The 24563-nt window shown below is 35.7% G+C and carries 18 protein-coding genes, 1 riboswitch and 2 other annotated features; of the genes, 4 read left to right on the forward strand and 14 right to left on the reverse strand.

The genetic code is table 11. The features are described from left to right. Window positions 1-43: 43 nt before the first annotated feature. The 4 genes from thrS to MNO09_RS19160 all read right to left on the reverse strand — a co-directional run bounded on the left by thrS (window position 44) and on the right by MNO09_RS19160 (window position 4700). Window positions 44-1963: a threonine--tRNA ligase gene (thrS, locus tag MNO09_RS19145; protein WP_000663105.1), complete on the reverse strand. Its 1920-nt coding sequence runs from the start codon at window positions 1961-1963 to the stop codon at window positions 44-46. A 44-nt stretch (window positions 1964-2007) separates the two neighbouring features. Beyond that, window positions 2008-2230: a binding site (T-box leader), on the reverse strand. Between the two features lie 35 nt (window positions 2231-2265). After that, window positions 2266-2489: a binding site (T-box leader), on the reverse strand. A 124-nt stretch (window positions 2490-2613) separates the two neighbouring features. Beyond that, window positions 2614-3321: a 23S rRNA pseudouridine(2604) synthase RluF gene (gene rluF / locus MNO09_RS19150; RefSeq protein WP_001222161.1), complete on the reverse strand. Its 708-nt coding sequence runs from the start codon at window positions 3319-3321 to the stop codon at window positions 2614-2616. A gap of 186 nt (window positions 3322-3507) precedes the next feature. Continuing rightward, window positions 3508-4128 carry a YdbC family protein gene (locus tag MNO09_RS19155; RefSeq protein ID WP_000925141.1) on the reverse strand — a complete coding sequence of 207 codons (621 nt, stop codon included), beginning with the start codon at window positions 4126-4128 and terminating at the stop codon, window positions 3508-3510. A 206-nt stretch (window positions 4129-4334) separates the two neighbouring features. Beyond that, a complete protein-coding gene (locus MNO09_RS19160) occupies window positions 4335-4700 on the reverse strand; it encodes a hypothetical protein (RefSeq protein WP_097860495.1) in 366 nt (121 codons plus the stop codon). A 132-nt stretch (window positions 4701-4832) separates the two neighbouring features. Here MNO09_RS19160 and MNO09_RS19165 point away from each other — a divergent pair, with 132 nt between their 5' ends. The 3 genes from MNO09_RS19165 (at window position 4833) to MNO09_RS19175 (ending at window position 8637) form a co-directional block, all read left to right on the forward strand. After that, window positions 4833-5408 carry a hypothetical protein gene (locus tag MNO09_RS19165; RefSeq protein WP_000732314.1) on the forward strand — a complete coding sequence of 192 codons (576 nt, stop codon included), beginning with the start codon at window positions 4833-4835 and terminating at the stop codon, window positions 5406-5408. 208 nt (window positions 5409-5616) lie between these two features. Continuing rightward, a riboswitch (glycine riboswitch) is annotated at window positions 5617-5736 on the forward strand. A gap of 107 nt (window positions 5737-5843) precedes the next feature. Then, window positions 5844-7211, forward strand: a complete 1368-nt coding sequence (locus tag MNO09_RS19170; protein ID WP_000451054.1) for an alanine/glycine:cation symporter family protein — start codon at window positions 5844-5846, stop codon at window positions 7209-7211. 232 nt (window positions 7212-7443) lie between these two features. Further along, window positions 7444-8637 carry a S8 family peptidase gene (locus tag MNO09_RS19175; RefSeq protein WP_000790928.1) on the forward strand — a complete coding sequence of 398 codons (1194 nt, stop codon included), beginning with the start codon at window positions 7444-7446 and terminating at the stop codon, window positions 8635-8637. A gap of 100 nt (window positions 8638-8737) precedes the next feature. Here the strand turns inward: MNO09_RS19175 and MNO09_RS19180 are convergent, their stop codons facing one another. After that, complete coding sequence (locus tag MNO09_RS19180; RefSeq protein ID WP_000666442.1) at window positions 8738-9262, reverse strand: DinB family protein; 525 nt, start codon at window positions 9260-9262, stop codon at window positions 8738-8740. Window positions 9263-9276: 14 nt separating this feature from the next. Then, complete coding sequence (locus MNO09_RS19185; protein ID WP_000577278.1) at window positions 9277-10044, reverse strand: DUF3891 family protein; 768 nt, start codon at window positions 10042-10044, stop codon at window positions 9277-9279. A gap of 204 nt (window positions 10045-10248) precedes the next feature. Between MNO09_RS19185 and hbs the strand changes: the two genes are divergently transcribed. Beyond that, on the forward strand, window positions 10249-10521 hold the full coding sequence (hbs, locus tag MNO09_RS19190) for a non-specific DNA-binding protein Hbs (RefSeq protein WP_001043960.1): 273 nt from the start codon (window positions 10249-10251) through the stop codon (window positions 10519-10521). A gap of 37 nt (window positions 10522-10558) precedes the next feature. Here hbs and MNO09_RS19195 read toward each other — a convergent pair whose 3' ends face one another. From MNO09_RS19195 to dhbC, 8 genes are all read right to left on the reverse strand, one after another. After that, window positions 10559-11101 carry a hypothetical protein gene (locus MNO09_RS19195; protein ID WP_000959141.1) on the reverse strand — a complete coding sequence of 181 codons (543 nt, stop codon included), beginning with the start codon at window positions 11099-11101 and terminating at the stop codon, window positions 10559-10561. 35 nt (window positions 11102-11136) lie between these two features. Next, window positions 11137-11886, reverse strand: a complete 750-nt coding sequence (gene sfp / locus MNO09_RS19200) for a 4'-phosphopantetheinyl transferase Sfp (RefSeq protein WP_000573029.1) — start codon at window positions 11884-11886, stop codon at window positions 11137-11139. Window positions 11887-11949: 63 nt separating this feature from the next. Next, window positions 11950-13392 (reverse strand): MDR family MFS transporter, encoded by a 1443-nt coding sequence (locus MNO09_RS19205; RefSeq protein ID WP_000644766.1) that lies wholly within the window; start codon window positions 13390-13392, stop codon window positions 11950-11952. Continuing rightward, a complete protein-coding gene (locus MNO09_RS19210; protein WP_000184070.1) occupies window positions 13392-13616 on the reverse strand; it encodes an MbtH family protein in 225 nt (74 codons plus the stop codon). Before MNO09_RS19210 ends, MNO09_RS19205 begins: the two co-directional genes overlap by 1 nt. Further along, the gene (locus MNO09_RS19215) at window positions 13613-20773 is read right to left on the reverse strand and encodes a non-ribosomal peptide synthetase (protein ID WP_001133959.1); all 7161 of its coding nucleotides are present in this window, start codon (window positions 20771-20773) and stop codon (window positions 13613-13615) included. Before MNO09_RS19215 ends, MNO09_RS19210 begins: the two co-directional genes overlap by 4 nt. Before the next feature lie 33 nt (window positions 20774-20806). Next, the gene (locus MNO09_RS19220) at window positions 20807-21700 is read right to left on the reverse strand and encodes an isochorismatase family protein (RefSeq protein WP_001007295.1); all 894 of its coding nucleotides are present in this window, start codon (window positions 21698-21700) and stop codon (window positions 20807-20809) included. Window positions 21701-21730: 30 nt separating this feature from the next. Further along, window positions 21731-23347 carry a (2,3-dihydroxybenzoyl)adenylate synthase gene (locus MNO09_RS19225; protein WP_000948426.1) on the reverse strand — a complete coding sequence of 539 codons (1617 nt, stop codon included), beginning with the start codon at window positions 23345-23347 and terminating at the stop codon, window positions 21731-21733. Window positions 23348-23359: 12 nt separating this feature from the next. Continuing rightward, window positions 23360-24559, reverse strand: a complete 1200-nt coding sequence (gene dhbC, locus MNO09_RS19230) for an isochorismate synthase DhbC (protein ID WP_088107143.1) — start codon at window positions 24557-24559, stop codon at window positions 23360-23362. Window positions 24560-24563: the final 4 nt, after the last annotated feature.

Raw genomic sequence — 24563 nt, forward strand, 5'->3', positions numbered from 1 at the left:
AAATTCAGTAATACATGTTAATGGTGTATTTTATTATCAATCTCTATTTCTTATTTTTTATTTCCTCTTTTATACTCTCCACAAACCCATTTAGTTCAATAACTTCTGACTGGTCTTCACCGTATTTACGTACATTTACAGATCCGTTCTCCATTTCCTTATCCCCAATAACAAGAACATAAGGAACTTTTTGCATTTGTGCTTCTCTTATTTTATATCCTAACTTTTCATCTCGTACATCTCTTTCAACACGAATGCCAGCTTGTGCTAATTTATCCGCAATCTCATCTGCGTATTGTACATGGACTGCATTCGAAACTGGAATGACCTTCACTTGAACCGGTGCCACCCATGCCGGGAACGCGCCTCCAAAGTGCTCAATTAATATCGCTAAGAAACGGTCTAAAGATCCTAAAACTGCTCTGTGAATGACAACTGGTCTTCTCTTTTCATTCTTCTCATCTATATAATTTAAATCAAACTTCTCTGGCATTTGGAAATCTAGTTGGATTGTCCCGCACTGATGACTTCTATTTAAGGCGTCTTTAATATGGAAGTCGATTTTCGGTCCATAAAATGCACCGTCACCTTCATTTAGTCTATATTTATAATTCAATGAATGTAATACATTTTCTAATGCCTCTTCTGCTTGCTCCCACAACTTATCATCACCCATTGAATCTTCTGGACGAGTAGAAAGCTCTACTTCATATTCGAATCCAAAAGTTTTATAAACATAATCAATTTGCGCCATTACAGATTTAATTTCATCTTCAATTTGTTCTGGAGTTACAAATAAATGAGCATCATCTTGGCAGAAAGTACGTACTCTTAATAATCCATTTAATGCCCCGCTAAATTCGTGTCGGTGTACTTGACCGAACTCACACATACGAATTGGCAATTCGCGATAAGAGTGTAATTTATTTTTGAACATTAACATATGTCCTGGGCAGTTCATTGGTTTTAATGCGAAACTTTTATTGTCTACTTCAGAGAAATACATGTTGTCTTTGTAATGTCCCCAGTGTCCTGATTTCTCCCATAATTCTTGGTTCATCATAAACGGAGTACGTACTTCTTGATACTTATACTCTTTTTGAATTTCTCTTAAAAATGCTTCTAATTCATTACGAATAATTTGTCCTTTCGGTAAATAAAATGGCATTCCCGGAGCCTCTTCAGAAAACATAAATAACTCCAGCTCACTACCTAATTTACGATGATTTCTTTTTGCTGCTTCTTCAACGAAATGTAAATAATCTTCTAATTCTTTTTGAGAAGAGAACGCAACACCATATATACGCTGAAGCACTTGATTGTTACTATCACCTCGCCAATATGCACCAGAAACGTGAGTTAATTGGAATGCTTTCAAATAGCCTGTTGACGGTACATGTGGTCCTCTACATAAGTCTACAAATTCACCTTGTTTATATAGTGTTACACTTTCCCCACTAGGAATTGCTTCTAACAATTCTAATTTCAGGTGATCATTCATTTCTTGAAACAGTTTTTTTGCCTCTTCTCGTGAAACCTCAACTCGCTCTATTTTTACATTTTCATTTATAATTTTTTTCATTTCTTTTTCGATTTCCGGTAAATCTTCTACGTTTACACTACTCGGAAGATCCATATCATAATAAAATCCATTTTCAATAACAGGTCCTACACCAAGGTTTACATTACCATGCATCCTCTTTACAGCTTGCGCTAAAATATGTGCCGCAGAGTGTCTTGCAATTTCTACCCCTTCATTTGAATCTATTGTAACGATTTCTACTTCCGCATTTTCTTCAATATTTCGGCGTAAATCATATAACTGATCATTTACTTTCCCTGCGACTGCTTTCTTTTTTAAACTACTGCTAATGGATCCCGCAATTTCTTCTAAAGTAATTCCTTTTACAAATTCTTTAACGCTTCCATCCGGAAATTTCATTTCAATCATCTGTTCTTTCATTTTTCATCTCTCCATTTCATAATAAAAAGCACACTCATCCCTAAAATAGGGACGAGCGTGCTTTTACCCGTGGTTCCACCCAGATTCCCATTGTAAATACACAATGGCTTCTTTTACGGTAACGTCGTTTACACGGCACTAGATACTTAATTTCCCCAGTGCAGCTCTAAGGTGGTAAGTTATTTTTCTGCGTTAGGAAGTTCTCAGCTTTCCTTCCTTCTCTGTATAACCGGATAAAATAACTCGTGTCCTTTTCTTCGCTTATTATGAAATTGAATACAAAAAAGCATATTCATCCCTAAAATAGGGACGAATATGCTTATATCCGTGGTTCCACCCAGATTCCCATCACAAAAAACATAATGGCTTCTTTTGCGATAACGTCGCTTACACGGCACTAGATACTTAGTTTCCCCAGTGCAGCTCTAAGGTGGTAAGTTATTTTTCTGCGTTAGGAAGTTCTCAGCTTTCCTTCCTTCTCTGTATAACCGGATAAAATAACTCGTGTCCTTTTCTTTGCTTTTAAAAGTACATCCATTAATTGTTATTTACTATATCTTATTCATTTTATTTTTGCAAGTGTTTAAAAATGATTTTTTATTTAATAAAAAAGAAACCAAAAATAGATTTTGGGTTTCCTCTTCTCAATTTTACCAATCTTGTGGTTCATAATTTAAGTCTGAAAATAGACGTCGTTTCTCTTTCTTCGATAAATCTCTCCACTGTCCAACAGGTAAATTATTTAATTCTATATTCATAATTCTTGTACGCTTTAAAGTGTATACTTGATAACCTAAAGCTTCACACATACGACGAATTTGACGATTCAACCCTTGAGTTAAAATAATTTGGAATTCATATTTTGATAACTGTGTTACCTCACAAGGAAGCGTTTTCGTTCCTAAAATTTTCACACCAGCTGCCATTTTCTCTAGAAAATCAGGTGTAATTGGCTTATCTACTGAAACGATATATTCTTTTTCATGTTTGTTTTCAGCACGTAAAATTTCATTTACAATATCACCATCATTCGTTAATAAAATTAAACCGTCTGAGTCTTTATCAAGACGTCCAATGTGACTAATTCGTAATGGATGATTCACTAAATCGATAATATTACCTTTTACAGCTTTTTCACTCGTACATGTAATACCTACTGGTTTATTTAAAGCGATATATACGTGATCTCGAGCAATACGAAGCTGCTCTCCATTTACGCGTACATCATCACCTGGATTTACTTGGTCACCAATTTTTGCAACCTTACCGTTAATAATTACTCTTCTCTCATTAATTAATTTATCTGCTCCACGTCGAGACGCTTTTCCAGCTTCACTAATAAATTTATTGATACGCAAATTAGGCACATCCTTTTCTAAACAAAATTTCAAGCTCACACTGCTTCTACCGTACAATACAAAAGGGTAAGCCTTCTATTATAACTTAAATATATTAACATGAAAGGGTATATAACGTCTTCTATTAATTACTCGTTTATAAGAAAATATCTTTATTATACATTCATTTATGCACGTTTTGAACACTTAATATACAAGCCACTCTTCCTTACATACAGCTTGTTTACCTCTTATATCTTCTAAATCCTCATGAATATTAGCTAGTTTATACAGCTCTGAGAAAATCTCTTCTACATAATTTTGATGCGCCATTTCATCTTTCCAATAAGTTAACACTATGTAACGATTTTCAGTTTTTAAAGACTTCCCAACTACTCCACCTATCATCCCGTTTGCTTTTTTCATTCCTTTATTCCAAATTGTTTCTTGTTTATGTAAAAACTGCTTTTCCTGTTCCACCTTTACATCACATATAGCAACTCTGACAAATGACCCTTCTGTAACAACCTCTTTCAAAGGCATATCAGTTATATCATACAATGTTTGAAACAGTTCAATTTCACATGAAAGAAACGTATCCTCTTGATTACTATTTAAATAAATGGTATCGTGAGCACCATTCATAAATGATTGATACGCCCCCCTATCATTCCATAAAGTATAAACACACGCCTCATCTTCATTCCATCCACCAAATTGTCCGTGAAAACCATCTAGATGCTGTATATCACGCCATTTTTCTTGTGCGATTGAAAATAACTCTTTTTTCTCTTCTTCCACCTTACAGTAGATTGTTTTTAGTAACATTTTTAACTCCCCCTTAGGATATAATTTATCTTCCACTTATATTTTTTAGTTTACATAATATTTTTATAATCTCCTCATTGCTCTTTATGTGCATATAGAACTAATCATATTTATCACTATATCTATCAAACCATCTATCTGATTTCATTTCAAATAATTCAGAATAAAAAGAAAAGTTGTAACCCTTAACGAATTACAACTTTATCTTACCTCCCTTCCTTATTCATCTTTTTTTCAAATAAATAATACGTAATTTCTCCCGGATAATGTACTACCGTTACCTTCCTCTCCCCTTTTTTAAAACTATTAGTATGCCCGTTTTCCCCTAAGTGCTCCCATCCACTTGCCTTTGTAATAGGTATTACACTTATATATTTATAATCCGCTTCATTATCATCGTTAATATGGATTGCTGACATTGGTACTGGAAAATCTTCCATTTTAGATTCTTTGTCCAGATATATGAGTGCAAATAAGCCAACTAATATCATAGCCATTGAAATATTTGAAGCTAGCTTTTTTCTATTCGTTTTCACTAAAAACCCTCTTTTCTCACATATTACTTTCATCATTTTACTAATCTTAGTTATTTATGTATATAAAAAATATAATTAAAATCAATTACATACTATATTCTCTACCATTAATAATATTATTGTTATATATTATAATTATAAAATGTTTATTTTTGGAGGGATTACCCATTGAAGAAATTATTTTTTAATAAATGGACAATAGTTATTTCTATTTTTATTATTACCTGTACGATTTTCTACACAACTAAAGATAAAAATAATAACGAAAAAACCACCGTAGAAACAATTGATACAAAAACTTTTAAAACTAAATTACAACCAAAAATTGATGAATTAACTACAAATTATAATGACATCATCGAAAAAGATTGGTTGCCTGCCTGGGAAGAGATTAACACGAACGGAGATTCAGTAGACAGAAATAAACTATTAGTCACAATGACTGCTATTTCCAAGCAATATGAAAAAATAATAAACGAAATAGACACTGTGAAAATTAAAGAAAATATATCGGAAGTACAAATACAAGAACAACTAATTTATTTCACAACTGAATTTAAGACTGCTTCTAAATTTATGAAAAACGCAGCAGATTTAATTATAGACGGAGCAAATAACTCTACTCCTTCCAATGAAACAATTGAAAATACTAAACATGCTTTAGGACTTGCGGACCAACATATTGTCCTCGCTTTATCTACGTTAAATGAAGTTGAAGTTAAATTAGGACTTGCAAAAAAATAAAACTGGTTACTATTTTAAAATAAAAAAAGATTGCAATTCACATTTTGTCTGTCTATAATGTTTTTATTGATTTACAATCAATGTTTTTATAAATTTTATAATTCGGATGAACCATTCAGGAGAAGGTCTATTGATCTACCGACGGGGCAAAAAGTTGCTGAATCAACTTTGAAACTCTCAGGTCTTGGTTACAAGTAGAACTGCATGGGGACGAATCTCTGGAGAGACTCCCTCTCGCTTGATATAGCGCGGAGGAAAAAGAGCACCGAAGGAGCAAATCCGCTACTATAGCGGATAATCTCTCAGGTAAAAGGACAGAGACAAGCGAAAGAAAATGCCGATTTGTATCGGTTTATTTTTCTATCCCTTGTTTCTCCAGAGACCATTTCATTTACTTGAAGTGGTTTTTATTTTTTCATAAAAAGGAGAATACAGATGGAGACAGTAAGTACAGTATTAGAACAAATCAATCACTATGTGTGGGGATTACCAACGTTGTTGCTACTTGTTGGTACTGGTATCATTCTCACAGTGCGTTTAAAAGGTTTACAGTTTAGTAAACTATTATACGCTCACAAACTAGCTTTTAAAAAATCAGAAGATACATCCTCCTCTGGAGATATTAGCCACTTCCAAGCACTTATGACAGCTATGGCGGCAACGATTGGTATGGGGAATATAGCCGGTGTTGCAACTGCTGTGACAATTGGTGGACCCGGTGCAATCTTTTGGATGTGGATTACTGCTTTGTTCGGTATGGCAACAAAGTATGCCGAAGCCATTCTTGCGGTGAAATACCGTGTTAGTAATGAAAATGGTGAATATTCAGGTGGTCCAATGTACTATTTAGAACGTGGTTTAGGTAAGAAATGGCTTGCTGTTTTATTCGCTATATTCGGTACAACTGCTTCTTTCGGTATCGGTAATATGGTGCAATCTAACTCAGTTGCAGAGGCAATGCGAATTAATTTCTCTTTCCCCCCTGCTTTAACTGGTATATTCATGTCGTTTTTAATCGCCATTGTTATTTTAGGCGGTGTGAAAAAAATCGGGAAAGTGACAGGATACATCGTTCCTATTAAAGCTTTCTTTTATATCATTGCTGGACTTATTATTATTTTCTATCACTACGATCAAATTCCAGAAGCATTTTCACTTATTTTTTCTGGCGCATTCAATGGTACTGCAGCTGCTGGTGGTTTTATTGGCGCAACAATTGCATCTGCAATTCAAATTGGAATGGCGCGCGGTGTATTTGCGAACGAAGCTGGTTTAGGGAGCGCCCCTATTGCAGCAGCGGCTGCAAAAACAGATTCGCCTGCAAAGCAAGCTTTAGTTTCTATGACTGGTACTTTTCTAGATACGTTTATCGTATGTACAATTACAGGGCTAGTATTAATTACTACAGGTGCATGGAAATCAGGTAAAACTGGCGTTGAAGCGACGACACTTGCGTTCCAATCTGTATTTGGCACTGCTGGTAGTATGATTCTTGGTATCGCAATTATATTATTTGCCTACTCTACTATTTTAGGATGGTCGTATTACGGCGAGAAGTGCGTGGCTTATTTGTTTGGAGAAGGTGCTGTTAAATATTATAAAGCAATCTTTATCGTCATGATTGCAATTGGTGCGAATTTAAAATTAGGCATCGTATGGACGTTTGCTGATATTGCAAATGGACTTATGGCGATTCCAAACTTAATTGGCCTTATTGGGTTAAGTGGTATTGTTGTTGCTGAAACAAATCGCTTTTTACAAGCAGAAAAATTGAAAGAAAGTCATAAAAAACAGGCAAGTTAATCTATGAAAAAAGGAATGACTCATACATGATGAGCATTCCTTTTTTTATCCCCTCTTTTACTTAATTACTTTCATTAAAAATATATTTATATCAATGTTTACTCCTTTTTATTCCTCCAAAAGTTTTTCACATAAATGTCATAAATCGTATGGTCTAACTATATAGTTGAAAAAGAATGCGACATTAAAGTGTCGCTGAAAAACTCATACAAGAAAAGGGAGGAAAAATCTTTTGAAAAACAAAATCATTGTTTTCCTATCTGTTTTATCTTTTATTATTGGTGGTTTCTTCTTTAACACGAATACTTCAAGCGCTGAAACATCATCTACTGATTACGTTCCTAACCAATTAATCGTTAAGTTCAAGCAAAATGCATCTTTAAGTAATGTGCAATCTTTTCATAAATCTGTCGGAGCCAATGTCTTATCTAAAGATGATAAGTTAGGTTTTGAAGTCGTTCAATTTTCGAAAGGTACTGTAAAAGAAAAAATAAAGAGTTATAAAAATAATCCAGATGTAGAATATGCAGAACCGAATTATTACGTTCACGCCTTTTGGACTCCAAACGACCCATATTTTAAAAATCAATATGGATTGCAAAAGATTCAAGCTCCACAAGCTTGGGATAGCCAACGAAGTGATCCTGGTGTAAAAGTAGCTATTATTGATACAGGAGTTCAAGGCTCACACCCTGATTTGGCTTTGAAAGTAATTTACGGGCATGATTATGTTGATAACGACAATACATCTGATGATGGTAATGGTCATGGTACACATTGCGCTGGAATTACTGGAGCACTTACGAATAACAGTGTCGGAATTGCTGGTGTTGCCCCACAAACTTCAATTTATGCTGTCCGCGTATTAGATAATCAAGGAAGTGGGACTCTTGATGCTGTAGCGCAAGGTATTCGAGAAGCTGCTGATTCGGGTGCAAAAGTAATTAGTTTAAGTTTAGGAGCTCCAAATGGTGGTACTGCATTACAACAAGCCGTTCAATATGCATGGAATAAAGGTTCTGTTATAGTTGCAGCTGCTGGAAATGCTGGAAATACAAAAGCTAATTACCCTGCTTATTACAGCGAAGTGATTGCAGTTGCTTCTACAGATCAATCAGATAAGAAATCTTCATTTTCTACTTATGGTAGCTGGGTAGATGTTGCAGCACCAGGTTCAAATATATATTCCACATATAAAGGAAGCACGTATCAATCATTAAGTGGTACATCTATGGCAACACCTCATGTTGCAGGAGTCGCTGCTCTTTTAGCAAACCAAGGATATAGCAATACACAAATCCGCCAAATTATTGAGTCTACTACTGATAAAATTAGTGGTACAGGTACGTACTGGAAAAACGGTAGAGTCAATGCATATAAGGCTGTACAATACGCTAAGCAATTACAAGAAAATAAAGCTTCTTAAGAAATAAAGCAAAACTTTAATCAGTCGATCTATCATTAATACGAAATAAAATAGAAGGAGAGACTTCTACAATTAAAGCCTCTCCTTCTTACAAACTATATTACTCCCCCTGCTTTTTAACCATATGTAAATATAGCACAAAATCCGTCATTGTCGATGAATGACCAAGTTGACGGATCATCGCTGTTATATTTCCTCTATGATATGTCCCATGATTTACAACATGTTGTACTAACTCTAAAATTGAAGTTTCTAATTTCCCTGCATATGGATTCTCAATAACAAATACAGCATTCACGTCTTGTATTGTAATTAAGAAGTCTTTATATTGATTTGCCATGTTTTCAAACATTTTTTCTAATTCATGTAACGATTTAGTTTCGATTTGTTTGCGTAAATTTTCTCGGTCTTGTATTGCTTCATTCATACTTTTACCATGCAATACGTGTAACCACACTTGATCTGTAATATAAATATGCGTAAAAGTATCCTTAATTGATGGAAATACACTCTGTATCTGTTCATTAAAAATAGTCTCATAGCTTGGTAATTCTTTTAGTCGATTGAATAACCGTATATTAGCCCAAGCATGGTAATCCACCTGTTTTAACATGTACTCTTTCAATCTAAATCGCCTCCTTATTGTACGAAACGAATGTTTTGTTTCTCCATTTCCGATTCTCTATCAGCTTTTGCAATTCCTTTTTCTTCAATTTCACGTTTATTTATTGTTTTATAATTTACATACGTATGAAATTCCGTTTGAAATGGAAACGGTGTAATCCGAATTGTTTCCTCGTCCACCCATTCAGCTTGAATAGGTTTCTCCACTTTACTATTAAACATTTCTGTTCCTTCAAAACCATCTTTAAACAAATCAATTTCATCTGTCTTTTCTACGCCAGGTTTATTCATACACACATATAAAGAAAGTTCATCGCAAAACTTTAATAATCTATAATGTTTATCGAACATCGCAAATTGTTCTTTTGTTAACGTTTTCAATATTCTTTTTTGTCGTTCCAATTCCCCTGTATAAAATGAAAGCATCTCTTCATCTTCATCATTTAATGGAAATGATAAAAAATGTTTACTACAAAGTAATGCTCCGTATGGATTTGAATCTTCAATTTCATTCAAACCAATCGTATAAAAAACAAAACGCAATGAACTTGGACAATCCATAAATGTATATGGAATATTTTTAGCATCATTCAAAATTGGTACTTTATCAAGTTCTATCCATCCTCTATCATGCTCATATATTGCATCAATTGTCTCTTTTAAGTATGTTTCATCTTCAAAAAAATCTTCTTTTATATGCTTTGCAATCTCTCCAGCTAAAAAACCATGATCATGTTGACGAATTAATATACTTTCTTTCTCATTCTTTTCACGAAAAATCATTCATATTCTCCCCCTCATCCTCATATTACAGCGTTTTCTATACATCAATTCTTAATTAATCCCTAATTATTAGCAGGGATTCAGTCTCTTACAACGAAATTAACATAACTATATAGTATTCTTTCTAACCATATAAATAGCTTTCTCTATACTATCCATTATACTAAAACATTCATTCTAAAAAACTTTTTATGAGGTGAAAACATGAACAAAACAGAATTAGTTAAAAACGTGGCACAATCCGCTGATATTTCTCAAAAGGAAGCTTCTGCAGCGGTACAATCCGTATTTGACACAATTGCTACTGCATTACAATCAGGCGATAAAGTTCAATTAATCGGCTTTGGAACTTTTGAAGTGCGCGAAAGATCTGCTCGTACAGGACGTAACCCGCAAACTGGCGAAGAAATTCAAATCGCAGCCGGTAAAGTTCCAGCATTTAAAGCAGGTAAAGAGTTAAAAGAAGCTGTTAAATAAACAAGAAACCAGCCATTTTATAGGCTGGTTTCTTGTTTTATTTAAGTAATTCCTTTATATTCTCAGCATGATACACTTCACAAATATAAAATATACATTTGCAGTTACTTACAATTTGATATTTTCTAGTTGGATACACATTCGCCGTAACAGAGCATCCATCAAACAATTCAATAATATTCCCAGATGGCTGATATCCTTCGTATAGTACGTTTCTTCTTACTTCCATCTTTTCTATAAGTTTTTCAACTGGAATATTTCCACTCTCTAATTCACTCTTAATTGTATTTGGTAAAAACGAAGTGTCCGCAAAAATTAGATTCTCAGATAACACTTTTCCTTTATAACTAACATTGGATACACGGTAAAGAAATGTTCCGTTTTTATCAAAGAAATTCTTTGCTTCTTTTGGGATGTACTGTCTATCAAGTACCTCTTGTTCGAGAACATCAAACTGAACTGTATCATTCAAAAGCTTTTCTAATGCATGAATAGATGATGTATCTCCAGAAAATAAAATATTTTTTATTGCTTGTACATTATAAGTGAATTCATTTGTTCTATTTTCCGCTACTAACATGAGGAACACCTCTTCTATAAGATTTTTTATTTAACTTATTTATAATTTAAAAGCGCTACTGCATCTAACTGTGTGATTTCAGTTACTTCTTTACTAAATATTGCAATTGAAGCCATATAATCTACACTAGGCCTTATATCTGCCATCATTGTATTTTCTACTAATTCTTGCCTATCCTTAAAAACTAACAAATTTGGAGGATCATTTGGAGCCGACACAGTAATATGTACTGGCGGAATCATTAGTCCTTCACCTGTCGCTTTTAGTACTGCTTCTTTTCGAGTCCAATATGTTAAAAAACCTTCTATTTTCTGTTCATTAGGTAATTTCATAACTTGTGCTATTTCAATGTCTGTTAATACGCCCTCTGCCATTTTCATAACATCTACATTTGGATTCATTTGTTCAACATCAACGCCAACAAGTGCAGACTTTGTAAATGCAACAACAACCCACTCACCCGAATGTGAAACAGATATTTGCGGCATTCCTTCTGGTAATTGTGGTCTACCATGTTGTAACTTACATACAGGGCACATTCGATCAATCGGTACTTGAACTGGCGACATAGAAAGGATCTTTCCAAGAACTAATCTACTAATTACACAACCTATTATAAATCGTGCACGATCTGCCGATTGATGATATGAATTTGCTTTCTCTCGTTCAACATCGTTTAGTAAATTGTAATGCCCTGATTGTAAATCTGAAATTCTTGCCCACCATATTTGACAACTATTCTCATTAAGAGTTGGTACAGAATCTACAACTTTACTCTCTATCATGTAAACTCTCTCCTTCTTAGTACGAATATCACTTTATTTCAAAAATATTATCATGCTATTAACTTATTCGTTTACAGCTTCTTTCTCTTTTTGTAATACAGGTAACGGCTTTTTCTTCTTCTTTGCCATTACCTCTTTATCAGAAATACGTAAAGAAAATAGTAATGCTACAAGTAAAAATATTGCTGATCCAATTAATGCAGCTTGATATGGTAAGAAATCTGACTGAGCATTATTTTGTACACTATTATTTCCAAAACCGGCTAGTATACTAGCTAAAACTGCAACTCCTATCGCTGAACCTAATCGATTTTGCACATTAAATATAGTCGTAGCTCTCCCCATAGAAGGTGGCGTGATATTATTAAATGCCGAAAATTGAACTGCTCCAACAGACTGACCTAAGAAAATACCGATACCAAACAATAATGCCCGAATTTGCCATGGGTTCGTATCGTGATTTACAAAACTTAATAAAACAAAAATAATCGCCGTACAAATTAGTCCAATAGAAATTACCTTTCGAGCTCCTAATTTCTTATATGACCATGGGACAATCTGTGACGATATCATTAACCCAATCGCCTCTGGGAATGTCGTAAGACCTGATTCCAATGCGGAAACTCCTATTACATTTTGATACATAAGTGGAAAAACAAATAACATTCCTAGTAAACCAGCGGATGAAAACAATGAAATAAGACTCATTTTTCTAAAGACTGGTTCTTTTAATAAGCGTAAATCTAACATCGGTTGCTTTACTCTAAGTTCTACAATGATGAACAATGTAATGAGTACAATCCCAGCTATCCCAGTACTCATAATTTCTGGAGAAACCCAGCCTTTTGATGGTCCTTGGCTAAGTGCATAAATAAGCATCGCAAATCCTGGTGCTGAAAGAACAAAACCGCGAGAATCAAAGCGACCAGCTGATTTTTCAATATGCTCTTTTAAAAATAGAAGACCGAATAGTAACGCTAAGATTCCAAACGGTACATTAATATAAAATGCCCAGCGCCAAGACATTTGATCTACAAAGAAACCGCCAATAATTGGTCCTACTGCCGGTGCGACAGCAATTGGCAACACAATAAACCGTGAAATTTTCGGCCTTTCCTCTGGTGAGAATGTTCGGAATAACATCGCCATCCCAACTGGCGTTAAAAGCCCCCCGCCAGCACCTTGAATGATACGAAAAATATTCAATGAAGTAATATCGTTCGCTATTCCACATAATACAGACGCAGTTGTAAATACGAAAAGAGCAGTTAGAAATACCCTTTTCGTACCGAAGCGATCTCCTAACCAACCAGAAATCGGAAGGAAAACAGCTAAGCTAACTAAATACCCAACATTAACCGTCCCCATTGCAGATGGAGGCACTTGTAGTTCTTTACTTATTGTTTGGAGTGCTACATTCACAATCGTTGCATCCATCGCAGCCATAAACATCGCTGTTATATATACGATACTTACAACTATTTTTGGATTTATTTTTGCCTTCATTATCGTTTTCCTACTAATATTTTTTCGCCAACTTGATTACTTTTTGGATTCAAATCTTTCCAGTTATTTTCAACATATTGTAAACAATCATTCCTACTAGCCTCTTCATGTACGACATTCCAACCAATAGGTACATCAAGAAAGACAGGCCAGAGAGAATACTGGCCCTCCTCATTTTTTAATACTTTGTATGTGTAATTATCATTTTCAAACGGATTCGTCATACTGTACTTACCCCTTTCTTATTCTGCAAATATTTCGCTAATACTTGTCCAATTTCTGTAAGTGGTCCTGGTTGACATAAATCTTTATGTCTACAATCAATATCGTGTTGCACAATTTGCCCATCTAAATAATTTAGCCACGTATTTGGAGAGATAGGATCAAACCAGTCTGGTATAACAGTAGATCTAAAGAATAAAATATCTCCGTTATAAACTTTCGGTACATATTTCCCTAACAATCCTACCGAATTTACATATGTTTCTTTCAAGTTCAAAATAGTCTCTTCTTCAAGACTTGCTAATGCACTACCATCTTTACGAAGTATTTCTACTGCACTTTCCATCGTAAGTGGTTTACCATCCATATTATCTGGATCGTATCCGCCTAAAGCAAGTAATGCGATTAACGCTTCTTCTTCAGTAGGTGCTTCCGTATTCGGTAAGAAGTGACCTGGATAAGAATCTAACATAACGAGTAATTCTACTTCTTCTCCTTCATTTTGCAGTTGCGCCGCCATTGCATGAACAACATTTCCTCCGAGCGACCAACCGAGTAACCGATATGGTCCGTGAGGCTGTACTTCACGAACGTGTTTTAAATAATCCGCCGCCATCTCCTCTAAACTTCTTGGAAGTTCTTCATTTTTAGCGATACCACGTGCTTGGACACCGTAGATTGGATAATCTGTCCCTAAAGATTTCATAAGTCCTGCATAGCACCAACTTAATCCACCTGCTGGGTGTACACAAAATAGTGGTAGTTGTTCTCCGCTTGCTCGTAATGGAAGCAACACATCAAGTGCACTTTGTCCATTTCCGACCTCAAGTCTTTCAGCAAGACCCGCAACAGTAGGTGCGGCAAATAAAGTTCCGATATTTAGTTCAACCCCAAGTGCTTCTTTAATACGACTCATAAGCTGCACTGCAAGAAGTGAATGGCCACCTAGATCAAAGAATCCGTCATCAATTCCAATTTGCGGCACACTTAAAACTTCTGTAAACAAGTCACATAACATTTCTTCTTGCGGTGTTCTTGGTCCACGACTAGAAGATGATGCGATAAATTCTGGAGCCGGCAATGCCTTTCTATCTAATTTACCGTTTGGAGTTAAAGGCAACTCATTTACTACTACAAAAGCGTATGGAACCATGTAATCTGGTAAACTACCTCCAGCATACTTACGCATTTCATTCGTATCAATCATTTCATTATTTAATGCAACGATATAAGAAACTAACCGTTTATCCCCTGGTTGATCTTCCCGTACAATAACAGCTACTTGCTCAACTTTAGGATGTTTCATTATTACCGCTTCTATTTCCCCTAATTCAATTCGGAATCCACGAATTTTTATTTGATGATCTGCACGTCCTATATAATCTAGCGTCCCATCTTGACGCCAACGTGCTAAGTCTCCAGTACGATACATTCTTGTACCTGGCTTACCAAATGGATCTGCAATAAAACGTTCTGCAGTTAAACCTGCTCTTCCTAAATATCCACGAGCAAGCCCTGCACCTGCAACATACATTTCTCCAACTACTCCAGGTGGCACCGGTTGTAAATAGTTGTCTAACACATACACTTTAAGATCAGGTATACTACACCCAATTAAACTATTTGCTCGTAAAGAGACGATTGTTTCATCTAATTCAATATAACTAACATGTACTGTCGTCTCCGTAATACCGTACATATTAATAAGTTTTGGTGCGTTATGAGAATGTCGACTATACCAATCTTCTAATCGACTTAGCTCAAGTGCTTCTCCTCCAAAAACAACATATCGTAAAGATAATTTTTGGCCAATTTCTTCATTTTCACGATCTGCTTGCATCAATTGATAGAACGCTGATGGAGTTTGGTTTAAAACAGTTACCTTTTCTTTAACAAGAAGTTGTAAAAATTCTTTCGGTGAGCGACTTACAGTATGTGGTACTACGACTAAACGCCCACCATATAATAAAGGTCCCCAAATTTCCCAAACCGAGAAATCAAAAGCATATGAATGAAACATTGTCCATACATCGTTCTCGTCAAATTGGAACCAATGATCAGTTGCGCCTAAAAGTCTTACTACATTTTGATGAGGTATCATAACGCCTTTCGGTCTACCAGTTGAGCCTGATGTATAAATAACATACGCAATGTGGGAAGGAGATAACTGCTTCATGAGCTCCATTTCATCAATATTGTCTTCACTATATTTCTCAATTTCCCCTATTACTTTCACATCATCAACTAAAATTTTCAGTTCCTCATCACATTCAATTTCCACATCTGAATTTGTTAAAACACATGATGGTTTCGCATCGTGGAGCATAAATGAAATACGATCTGACGGATAATCCGGATCTAACGGAAGGTATCCCGCACCAGCTTTCAGAACAGCTAGTAAGCTTACAACCATATTTAAAGATCTCGGCATCGCTAAAGCAACGAGTTGATCAGGGCCAACTCCTTTTGCAATTAGCAATCGAGCTATTTTATTCGCTTTTTTATTCAACTCTTCATAAGTTAACTTTTCATCTTCAAAGACGACAGCAATAGAATTTGGATTTATATGAGCCTGCTTTTCAAATAATTGTGGCAATGTCATTTCTGGTACAATTTGAAAACCACCATTCCACTTTTCTAACACTGTATTTTTCTCTGCTAAAGTTAATATTTCTAATGTGCCAATTGATTGATCCGGATGTTTCGCTGCATCAGCCAATAACAAAATGAATCGTTCAATCAATTTTTGAATCGTTTCACGTTTATATAAATCCGTACTAAATTCTAGTAACCCGTGTAAGCCGTCTGGCGTACCATCAACTCCGTTACTCTCGCTAATTTCAAATGTTAGATCAAATTTCGCAGAACCAACGCTTTGAATTTCAAGGTTCGCTTCTATATCCGGAGCATCAAACGTTGCTTCTGGCGTATTTTGGAAAGCTAACATAACTTGAAACAGCGGATGACTATTTCGAGTACGTACTGGGTTTAACACTTCAACGAGTCGTTCAAATGGAACATCTTGATTTTCATAAGCTGCAAGATTTGACTGCTTCACTCTATTTAATAATTCTTTAAAACTTGGATCTCCTGATGTATTTGTACGTAACACTAATGTATTTACAAATAAACCAACTATGTCAGTGAGTGCATCATCGTTTCTTCCAGCAATCGGACTACCGATTGGTATATCAGTACCTGCACCTAATCTTGTAAATAGCGCACTAAGTCCTGCTTGCAACACCATAAACAAACTAACTCCGTTTTTCCGTGCAAGCTCTACTAACCTACTATGCATACCCGCATCTATTTGAAAATGAATTGTTTCTCCGCGATAACTCGTTTCAATTGGACGCTGGTAATCTGTAGGTAACTCCAGCTGATCTGGTAAACCTTCTAGCTCTTTCTTCCAAAACTCTAATTGTGTTGAAATAAGACTCTCTTGTGTAGTTTCATCACCAAGCAACTGTTGTTGCCAAAGTGCATAATCTGCGTATTGAACTGGAAGTGTCTCTAACTGAACTCTGTTACCTTGACATCGTGCTTTATATGCCGCTGTAAAATCTCTCGTTAACGGTTGTAATGACCAGCCATCCCCTACAATATGGTGCAATAGAATTAGTAATACATGTTCGTTTTCATTCACTGTAAATAGTTGCAGACGAACTGCTGGTTCAACATCAAGGTTAAAACTATATCTTACCGCCTCTACAAGCACACTTTCTAATTCATCTTTACATGTTTTTGTTATTATCATCTCTAGATTTAAATTTTCCATATCTAAAATTTTCTGATAGGAACTACCTAATACGTTAGGGAAAATCGTTCTAAGCGTTTCATGTTTCTCAACTACATCATAAAAAGCACCTTGCAATGATTCCTCGTTCAACTTTCCAGAAATACGAATGACTAATGGAATATTATAAGTAGGACTTGGACCTTCTAAACAATTTAAGAACCATAACCTGCGCTGCGCAAATGAAAGTGGAACTTCATTTGGTCTACTTACTTTCTTAATAGCTGGTCTTGCAGTTTTTGCTTGATCCAATTGTTTCGCAAGTTCAGCAACAGTTGGCGATTCAAATAGTTTTCCAATTCCTAATTCAACACTTAACGTTTCACGGATTCTTGCCATTAGACGAGATGCAAGAAGCGAATGGCCACCCATTTCAAAAAAATTATCATCAATACTAATGCGAGAAACACCAAGTACTTCTGCAAATAAATCACATAATATTTCTTCTTTCGGATTTCTAGCAACTCTCTCCTTATTCATTTCATTAAAATCAGGAGCAGGTAATTTCTTTCTATCAACCTTACCATTTGGCGTTAATGGTAATTCTTCTAGCACAACAAATGCCGATGGCACCATATAATTCGCTAAACTTTCTGAAACATAAGAACGAATTTCTGAAAGGTTAATCCCTTCACTCCCTTCGGCAACGATATACGCAATGATTCGTTTATCATTTGGGCGATCTTCTCGTACCATTACTACCGCTTGTTGAATATATTCATGTCGTTGTAATACCATTTCAATTTCAGCTAATTCAATTCGGAAACCACGAATTTTAATTTGATGATCTGCGCGGCTCATGTACTCTAACACTCCATCGTTACGCCATTTTACCAGATCACCTGTGCGGTACATGCGCTTCCCTGGTTTTCCATAAGGATCTGCAACAAACCGTTCAGCCGTTAACTCTGGTTTTCCTAAATATCCGTTCGCAAGCCCTTCCCCTGCAATATATAATTCACCAATTACTCCAGGTGGTACTGGTTGTAAACCTGCATCTAATACATACACATCTGTACTCCAAATTGGCTTTCCAATAGGAGGTATACCACTTTCCCTTTCATCGATGTTCATGAAAGTAGACCAAATAGTCGTTTCAGTTGGTCCATATAAATTTGTAATAGAGCAACCTAATTCTTTTAATGTATTTGCTAAATGGGCCGGAAGCGCTTCACCACCAACGAGCACATTTAGTCCTTGTAGCCTCTCTGGATATTCAGTTACTAACGCCTGCCATAGTGTCGGTGTAGCTTGCATAATTGTCACTCTTTCTTCTTGTAACAATGCCGTTAACGCCGAAGGCTCTTGAATCACCTCTTTTGGAGCGATTGTTATACTTGCACCACTAACAAGAGGTAAATAAATCTCTAGAGCAGAAATATCAAACGCAAATGTTGTAACTGCTAATAAATGATCATTTTCATGTAATGAAAACATATCATCCATGGACAATAAAAAGTTACTTAAAGCTTTCATAGGAACAATTACACCTTTTGGATTGCCAGTTGAGCCTGAAGTGTAAATTGTATACGCAGGCTTTAAAAGTGATTCTTCATTTCTAAATGGTAGATTCATATGAGAATATGTGTTTAACGCTAGTTGCATTTTTTCACTATTTAATTCGATCTTTTTTATATCATTTTCTATAACTAAAGTTGATGCAACCGATAAATGCGTTATAATACAAGCTGGTTTTGCATCATTTACTATATAATTTATTCGCTCGGCTGGATATTCTGGATCTATCGGTAAATACGCTGCACCAGCCTTTAATACTGCTAGCATACTAACTACCATTTCCGTTGATCTTGGAAATACTAAAGCTACAAACTGATTTGACCCTATTCCTTCTTCTACTAAATAGTGTGCTAGTTCATTCGCTCGTTCATTTAGCTCTTTATACGTAAGATTTATTCCATTACAAGTAACTGCTATTTTATTTGGATTTTTTTGTACTTGTTTTTCAAATAATATAGGTAGAGAAATTAACTCTTCCGCTTCTTTAGTTTCATTCCATTCGAATAAAACTTTTTGATTTTCTTCAGGAAGAGTAATGTTTATACTTCCAATCGACGCGTCTTTTTCATAATCATTTATCACTAATTCTAATACATTCATAAATCTTTCTTTATGCAATGCTAGTTCCGAATAACTATATACCTCCGGGTTCGCATCAAAATGAATCATTAACTCATTTTCATCGAAACGTTTATAAACATTTATCGATAAATCATCGACAGGTCCTGCTGATAAATTATGTGTAATACCACGATTCCCAGCAAAATTAAGCCCATAATCAAAAGGCATCACATTCACTAACGGCCCGAATAACCTTTGATTTTCACCTAGTAACTTTAAGTCTCTTCTTAATTCCTCATGACGGTATTTATGATGACGACGTACTTCTCGAATCTCTTTAGAAACTTGCTGTAATAATTCCGCAAGAGTTATATTTGGAGTTACTGTAATACGAAGTGGTACTAAATTCATTACCATGCTCGGTGTATAAATAGATGCAGAACCGAGACGCCCCATCATTGGTAAACCTAAAACAATATCATTTGCACCTGTTAATTTATGCATATAAATACTTGTTACAGCGACAATAAATTCCGGCCAATTTGTTAACGAAACATTGATATCTTCTAGTAAAGTTTTCGTGCTAGAACTGGATAAATAAGCTGTTTCTCGTAAAAATCCATTTGATGTTCTCGGCGCTCGTTCTGCTAAACTTATGACATCCGGTTCATCTGCAAACTTTTCTAACCAAAAAGTACGATCTTCCTGAAATTGTTTAGACTCACGATACTCCATATCTTCTTGTACAACTTTTGCAAGAGAACCAAATGGCTTTTCATTCTTTCTTATTTCTTCTATAAGTGATGTATACTCTTTCGCTACCTTTTGGCTAAGAAGTGAAAATCCATAGCCATCCATCACAATGTGATGGATGCGCTGATACCAAAAGAAACGATTATTTTCAACTTGAATAAGTGCTTCAGTAAATAATTTATCTGTTTTCAAATCGACTGGCATATATAAATCATTTTTCATCCATATTTTAGCAGCCTCTTCAGGATCTTCTTCTTTACGAACGTCAATAAAATGCATATGAAAATTTGACGATTTCTCAATAACTTGCCACGGGCCAATTTCATCCTCTTCGAAACGAACATGTAGTACTTCTGCTTCTGTTACAACTTTACGTACTGCTAATTCGAAAATTTCTTGATTAATATTTCCGTTTATTTCAACATATTCCCCAGTATTATAAATCGGATTTAGCGGATCTAATTGCTGTGCAAACCACATACCAGTCTGCGCAGATGATAACGAATGACGAACCTTTTGACTATTAGGCATTCTTTACTACCCCTTTATTATGTAGTCTATTTGTTACAGCACCTGTGCTGTCTGTGAAGATAGTAAACTGTACCAATCGGAAACAGTTGGACGTTCTGCTAAATCTGCAAAAGTTATTTCTTTCCCTTCGCGACGCCACTTCTCTACTAAACTCATAATTCTGACCGAATCAAGTCCTCTATTTAGTAAGTCCTCATCAATATCAATACTCTCTACTGGCTCACGAAGTAGTTGTGCAACTAGTTCATGCACTTCCTGTATAGTGATTCCTTCACTCTCATCACTTTTTACACTTTGTAAATCTTTTAACAGTAAGTTTGTTGATGTCGTTACTGCACATCTATTAGATGCATACTCCAATGCTTGTTTATGATGGTCTAGTGAAAAATCAGCAACTGCATCTGCTACAAAAAATGGCTCTATACCATCCATAAATGCTTCGCAAGCTGTTAAAAGGCAGCCGATATGCGCATAAATACCGCAAATAATAAGTTGATCTCTTCCCTGTTCATTTAAAATTCCTAATAGATTTGTCTTTTTAAATGCACTATATCTCCATTTTGTTAAGAATATATCATCCTCATCAGGAGTAAGTTCACCGACAATTTTCTTTTTATCTGGTCCAGCAGGAATACCGTCCCCCCAAAAATCTTGTAATAACCCTCGTTGTTCTAACGTTTGTCCACCTGGTTGTGCTGTATAAACAACTGGTATACCAAGTTCCTTACATTTTTCTCTTATCACCTTAATATTTGAAATAAGTTCTACTTTTGGTGATTCTTTATCGCTATATGCATCAAGAAAATATTCTTGCATGTCATGGATTAGAAGAACCGCACGTTTCGGATCTGGTGTCCAGTTCACTTTATTTTTTGGTAGTTCTGATTCAACTGGCATTTTGTATACTGAAATAGATGGGATAGCCATCTAATCACTTCCTTCCAATTTTTATATTTTTTATTGTTTTACCGTAATAAGTTTTTCAGTAATGACTTTACGTAACTCTTTTTTGCTTACCTTTCCAACACCTGTTTGCGGGAATGATTCAATAAATTCAATTCGATCTGGAATCTTATAAGCTGCTATACCGCGTTCTCTTAAAAACATTTTTAATTCGCTTACTGTTGGAGCTTGTCCTCGAGCTATAACAAAGGCACAAGTACGTTCTCCTAAATAATCATCAGGCATTGATACAATGGCTACATCATGTACTGCATCGTGTGCTAATAGATGATTTTCAACTTCTTCCGCAGCAACTTTCTCACCACCACGGTTAATTTGATCTTTATCCCTACCTTCTACAATGATGTAACCTTGTTCATTTACTTTTACAAGATCACCTGTGCGATAAAATCCATCCTTTGTAAATGATCGTGCATTATGCTCTTCTGCTTTATAATAGCCACGAATTGTATATGGCCCTCTTGTTAACAAACTACCTACTTCACCAGGTTTCACATCGTTATCATTTTCATCAACGACCCTTACTTCATCGAATGTAGACATCGGTCTCCCTTGTGTATGAATGATGATTTCTTCCGGATCATTTAATCTCGTGTAATTTACTAACCCTTCTGCCATACCGAACACTTGCTGTAACGTACATCCAAATGTAGGGTGTATACGCTTTGCAACCTCAGCGCTAAACTTAGCACCACCTACTTGAATCACTTCTAAGCTCGATAAATCGTTATTACGAGAAGAAGCTGCATCAAGCCAAATCATTGCTAATGGTGGAACTAGAGCAGTAATCGTAACTTTTTCTTTTTCTATAAGAGCAAATGCCTCATCTGGGCTACCACCAGTTGCTAACACTACTTTTCCACCCGCATAGAAAGTTCCAAATGTCCCTGGAGAACTCATCGGGTAATTGTGCGCTACTGGAAGAACTGCCATATAGACGCTATCCGTATTCAAATTACAAATTTCAGCGCTAACACGTAAACTATAAATATAGTCATCGTGTGTTCTAGGAATTAATTTAGAAAGTCCTGTTGTCCCTCCTGATAATTGGAGAAACGCAACATCACTTGGCTGAACTGCTGGTAATGGAACGGGATCTATATACAGATCACTTATGTTCACAAACTCTTCTTCTTCTCCCACTACAATTACATGTTGTAAAGTTGGTACTTTCTCTTTCACTTCTCTTGCTAGTTTTCGATAATCAAAGCCGAGAGCCTTATCTGAAATAACGTAAGCACTCGCCTCACCAAACTCACAAAAATAACTAATTTCACTGCTTCGATGTGAAGGTAGTGCAAAAACAGGAAGTGCTCCAATTCGAAATAGCGCAAAGCATATTTCGAAAAACTCGATAATGTTGGGTAACTGTATTACAACTCGATCCTCTTGCTTTATTCCTAAATTCAGTAAACCTGAAGCTAAGCGATCTACTTTTTTATCAAGCTCACTATACGTCATATGCATATTACCACTTACAACTGCAATTTCATCTCCATACTTTTCAGCACGTTCTCTTAACAACGAACCAAATGTTTCTCCAAGCCAACATCCTTCTTCTCGATAACGATTTGCAAATTCTTCTGGCCATTCCGTGAAACCTGATAACATTATTTCTTCCCCCTATTTTTCATTCAGCGAATTATCTCTTAATCCTAAAGCCTTCAGCATTGTTTGGAACTTAGCTGATGTTTCTGCTAACTCATCTTCTGGTTTTGACTCAGCAACAACTCCTGCTCCTGCATATAATCGAAGTGTATTTTCTTGCACTTCAGCACAGCGAATTGTAACAATCCATTCACCATCTCCATTTAAATCGCTCCATCCTAGCATTCCTGTAAAGAATTCACGATCAAATGGCTCAATTTTTTGAATCGCCTCTCTCGCTTCTTCCATCGGCGTTCCGCAAACTGCTGGCGTAGGATGAAGAGCAATTGCTAATTCCAAAGAAGTAGTATTCGGATCCTTTAGTTCACCTTTCACTTCAGTAGACAAATGCCACATCGCTTCACTATGAATAACGGATGGTTTTTCCGGAACATGTAATGTATGACAGTATGGACGAAGCGCAGCAGTAACCGCTTCAACTACTACCGCATGTTCATGTAAATCTTTTGGTGAAGAAAGTAATTCCTCTGCTCTTCTCTTATCTTCCACTGGATCATCACTACGTGGTCTTGAACCAGCTAATGGATTAGAAATAACTTGCATACCATTACGTGAAACGAGTAATTCAGGACTTGCTCCAATTAATGTTTTATTACACTCGTTTTCATCTTCCGGTAAATTCACAGCAAATGTATAACCGTGCTTATTATGCTCTGCCAATTCGCGAAGTAGTTTTTGTTTATCAATCTTCTCTGAAGATTTAACATCTAACGATCTAGATAGAACGATTTTCTTTAAATCTCCGTCCTGAATTTTTTCAATCCCTTGCTTCACACCATTCATATAAACTTCAGGAGCTGGAACCGGTGTCATTTCAAATGTCAGTTTCTCATTTCGTTTTATCTCATTTGTTTTCTCTAACTGTAAACGCTCAGTAATTCTACTATGTTCTGGTACGATAAGTTGAACTTCTTTTCTACGATCAAAAGGCAAAGCACCAACAACGATAGGATTCGGATTTCCAGCTTGTTTTGCATTACTTAATACCGCTTGTACAAGTTCTGTAAAACTTTCAATTTCATGATGTTTTACTTTAGTAAACTCTCCTTCTGTCAATATCGTTCGAGTTGGTGAAGCAAAAAAGAACGAAGATTCAGTTTTATAATCTTCTAATAATTTTTCCGACAGTTCCTTTACGGCTATAAGTTCATTCATAGTA

This window comes from Bacillus sp. N5-665 (genome assembly GCF_022637375.2).
GTDB lineage: Bacteria > Bacillota > Bacilli > Bacillales > Bacillaceae_G > Bacillus_A > Bacillus_A wiedmannii.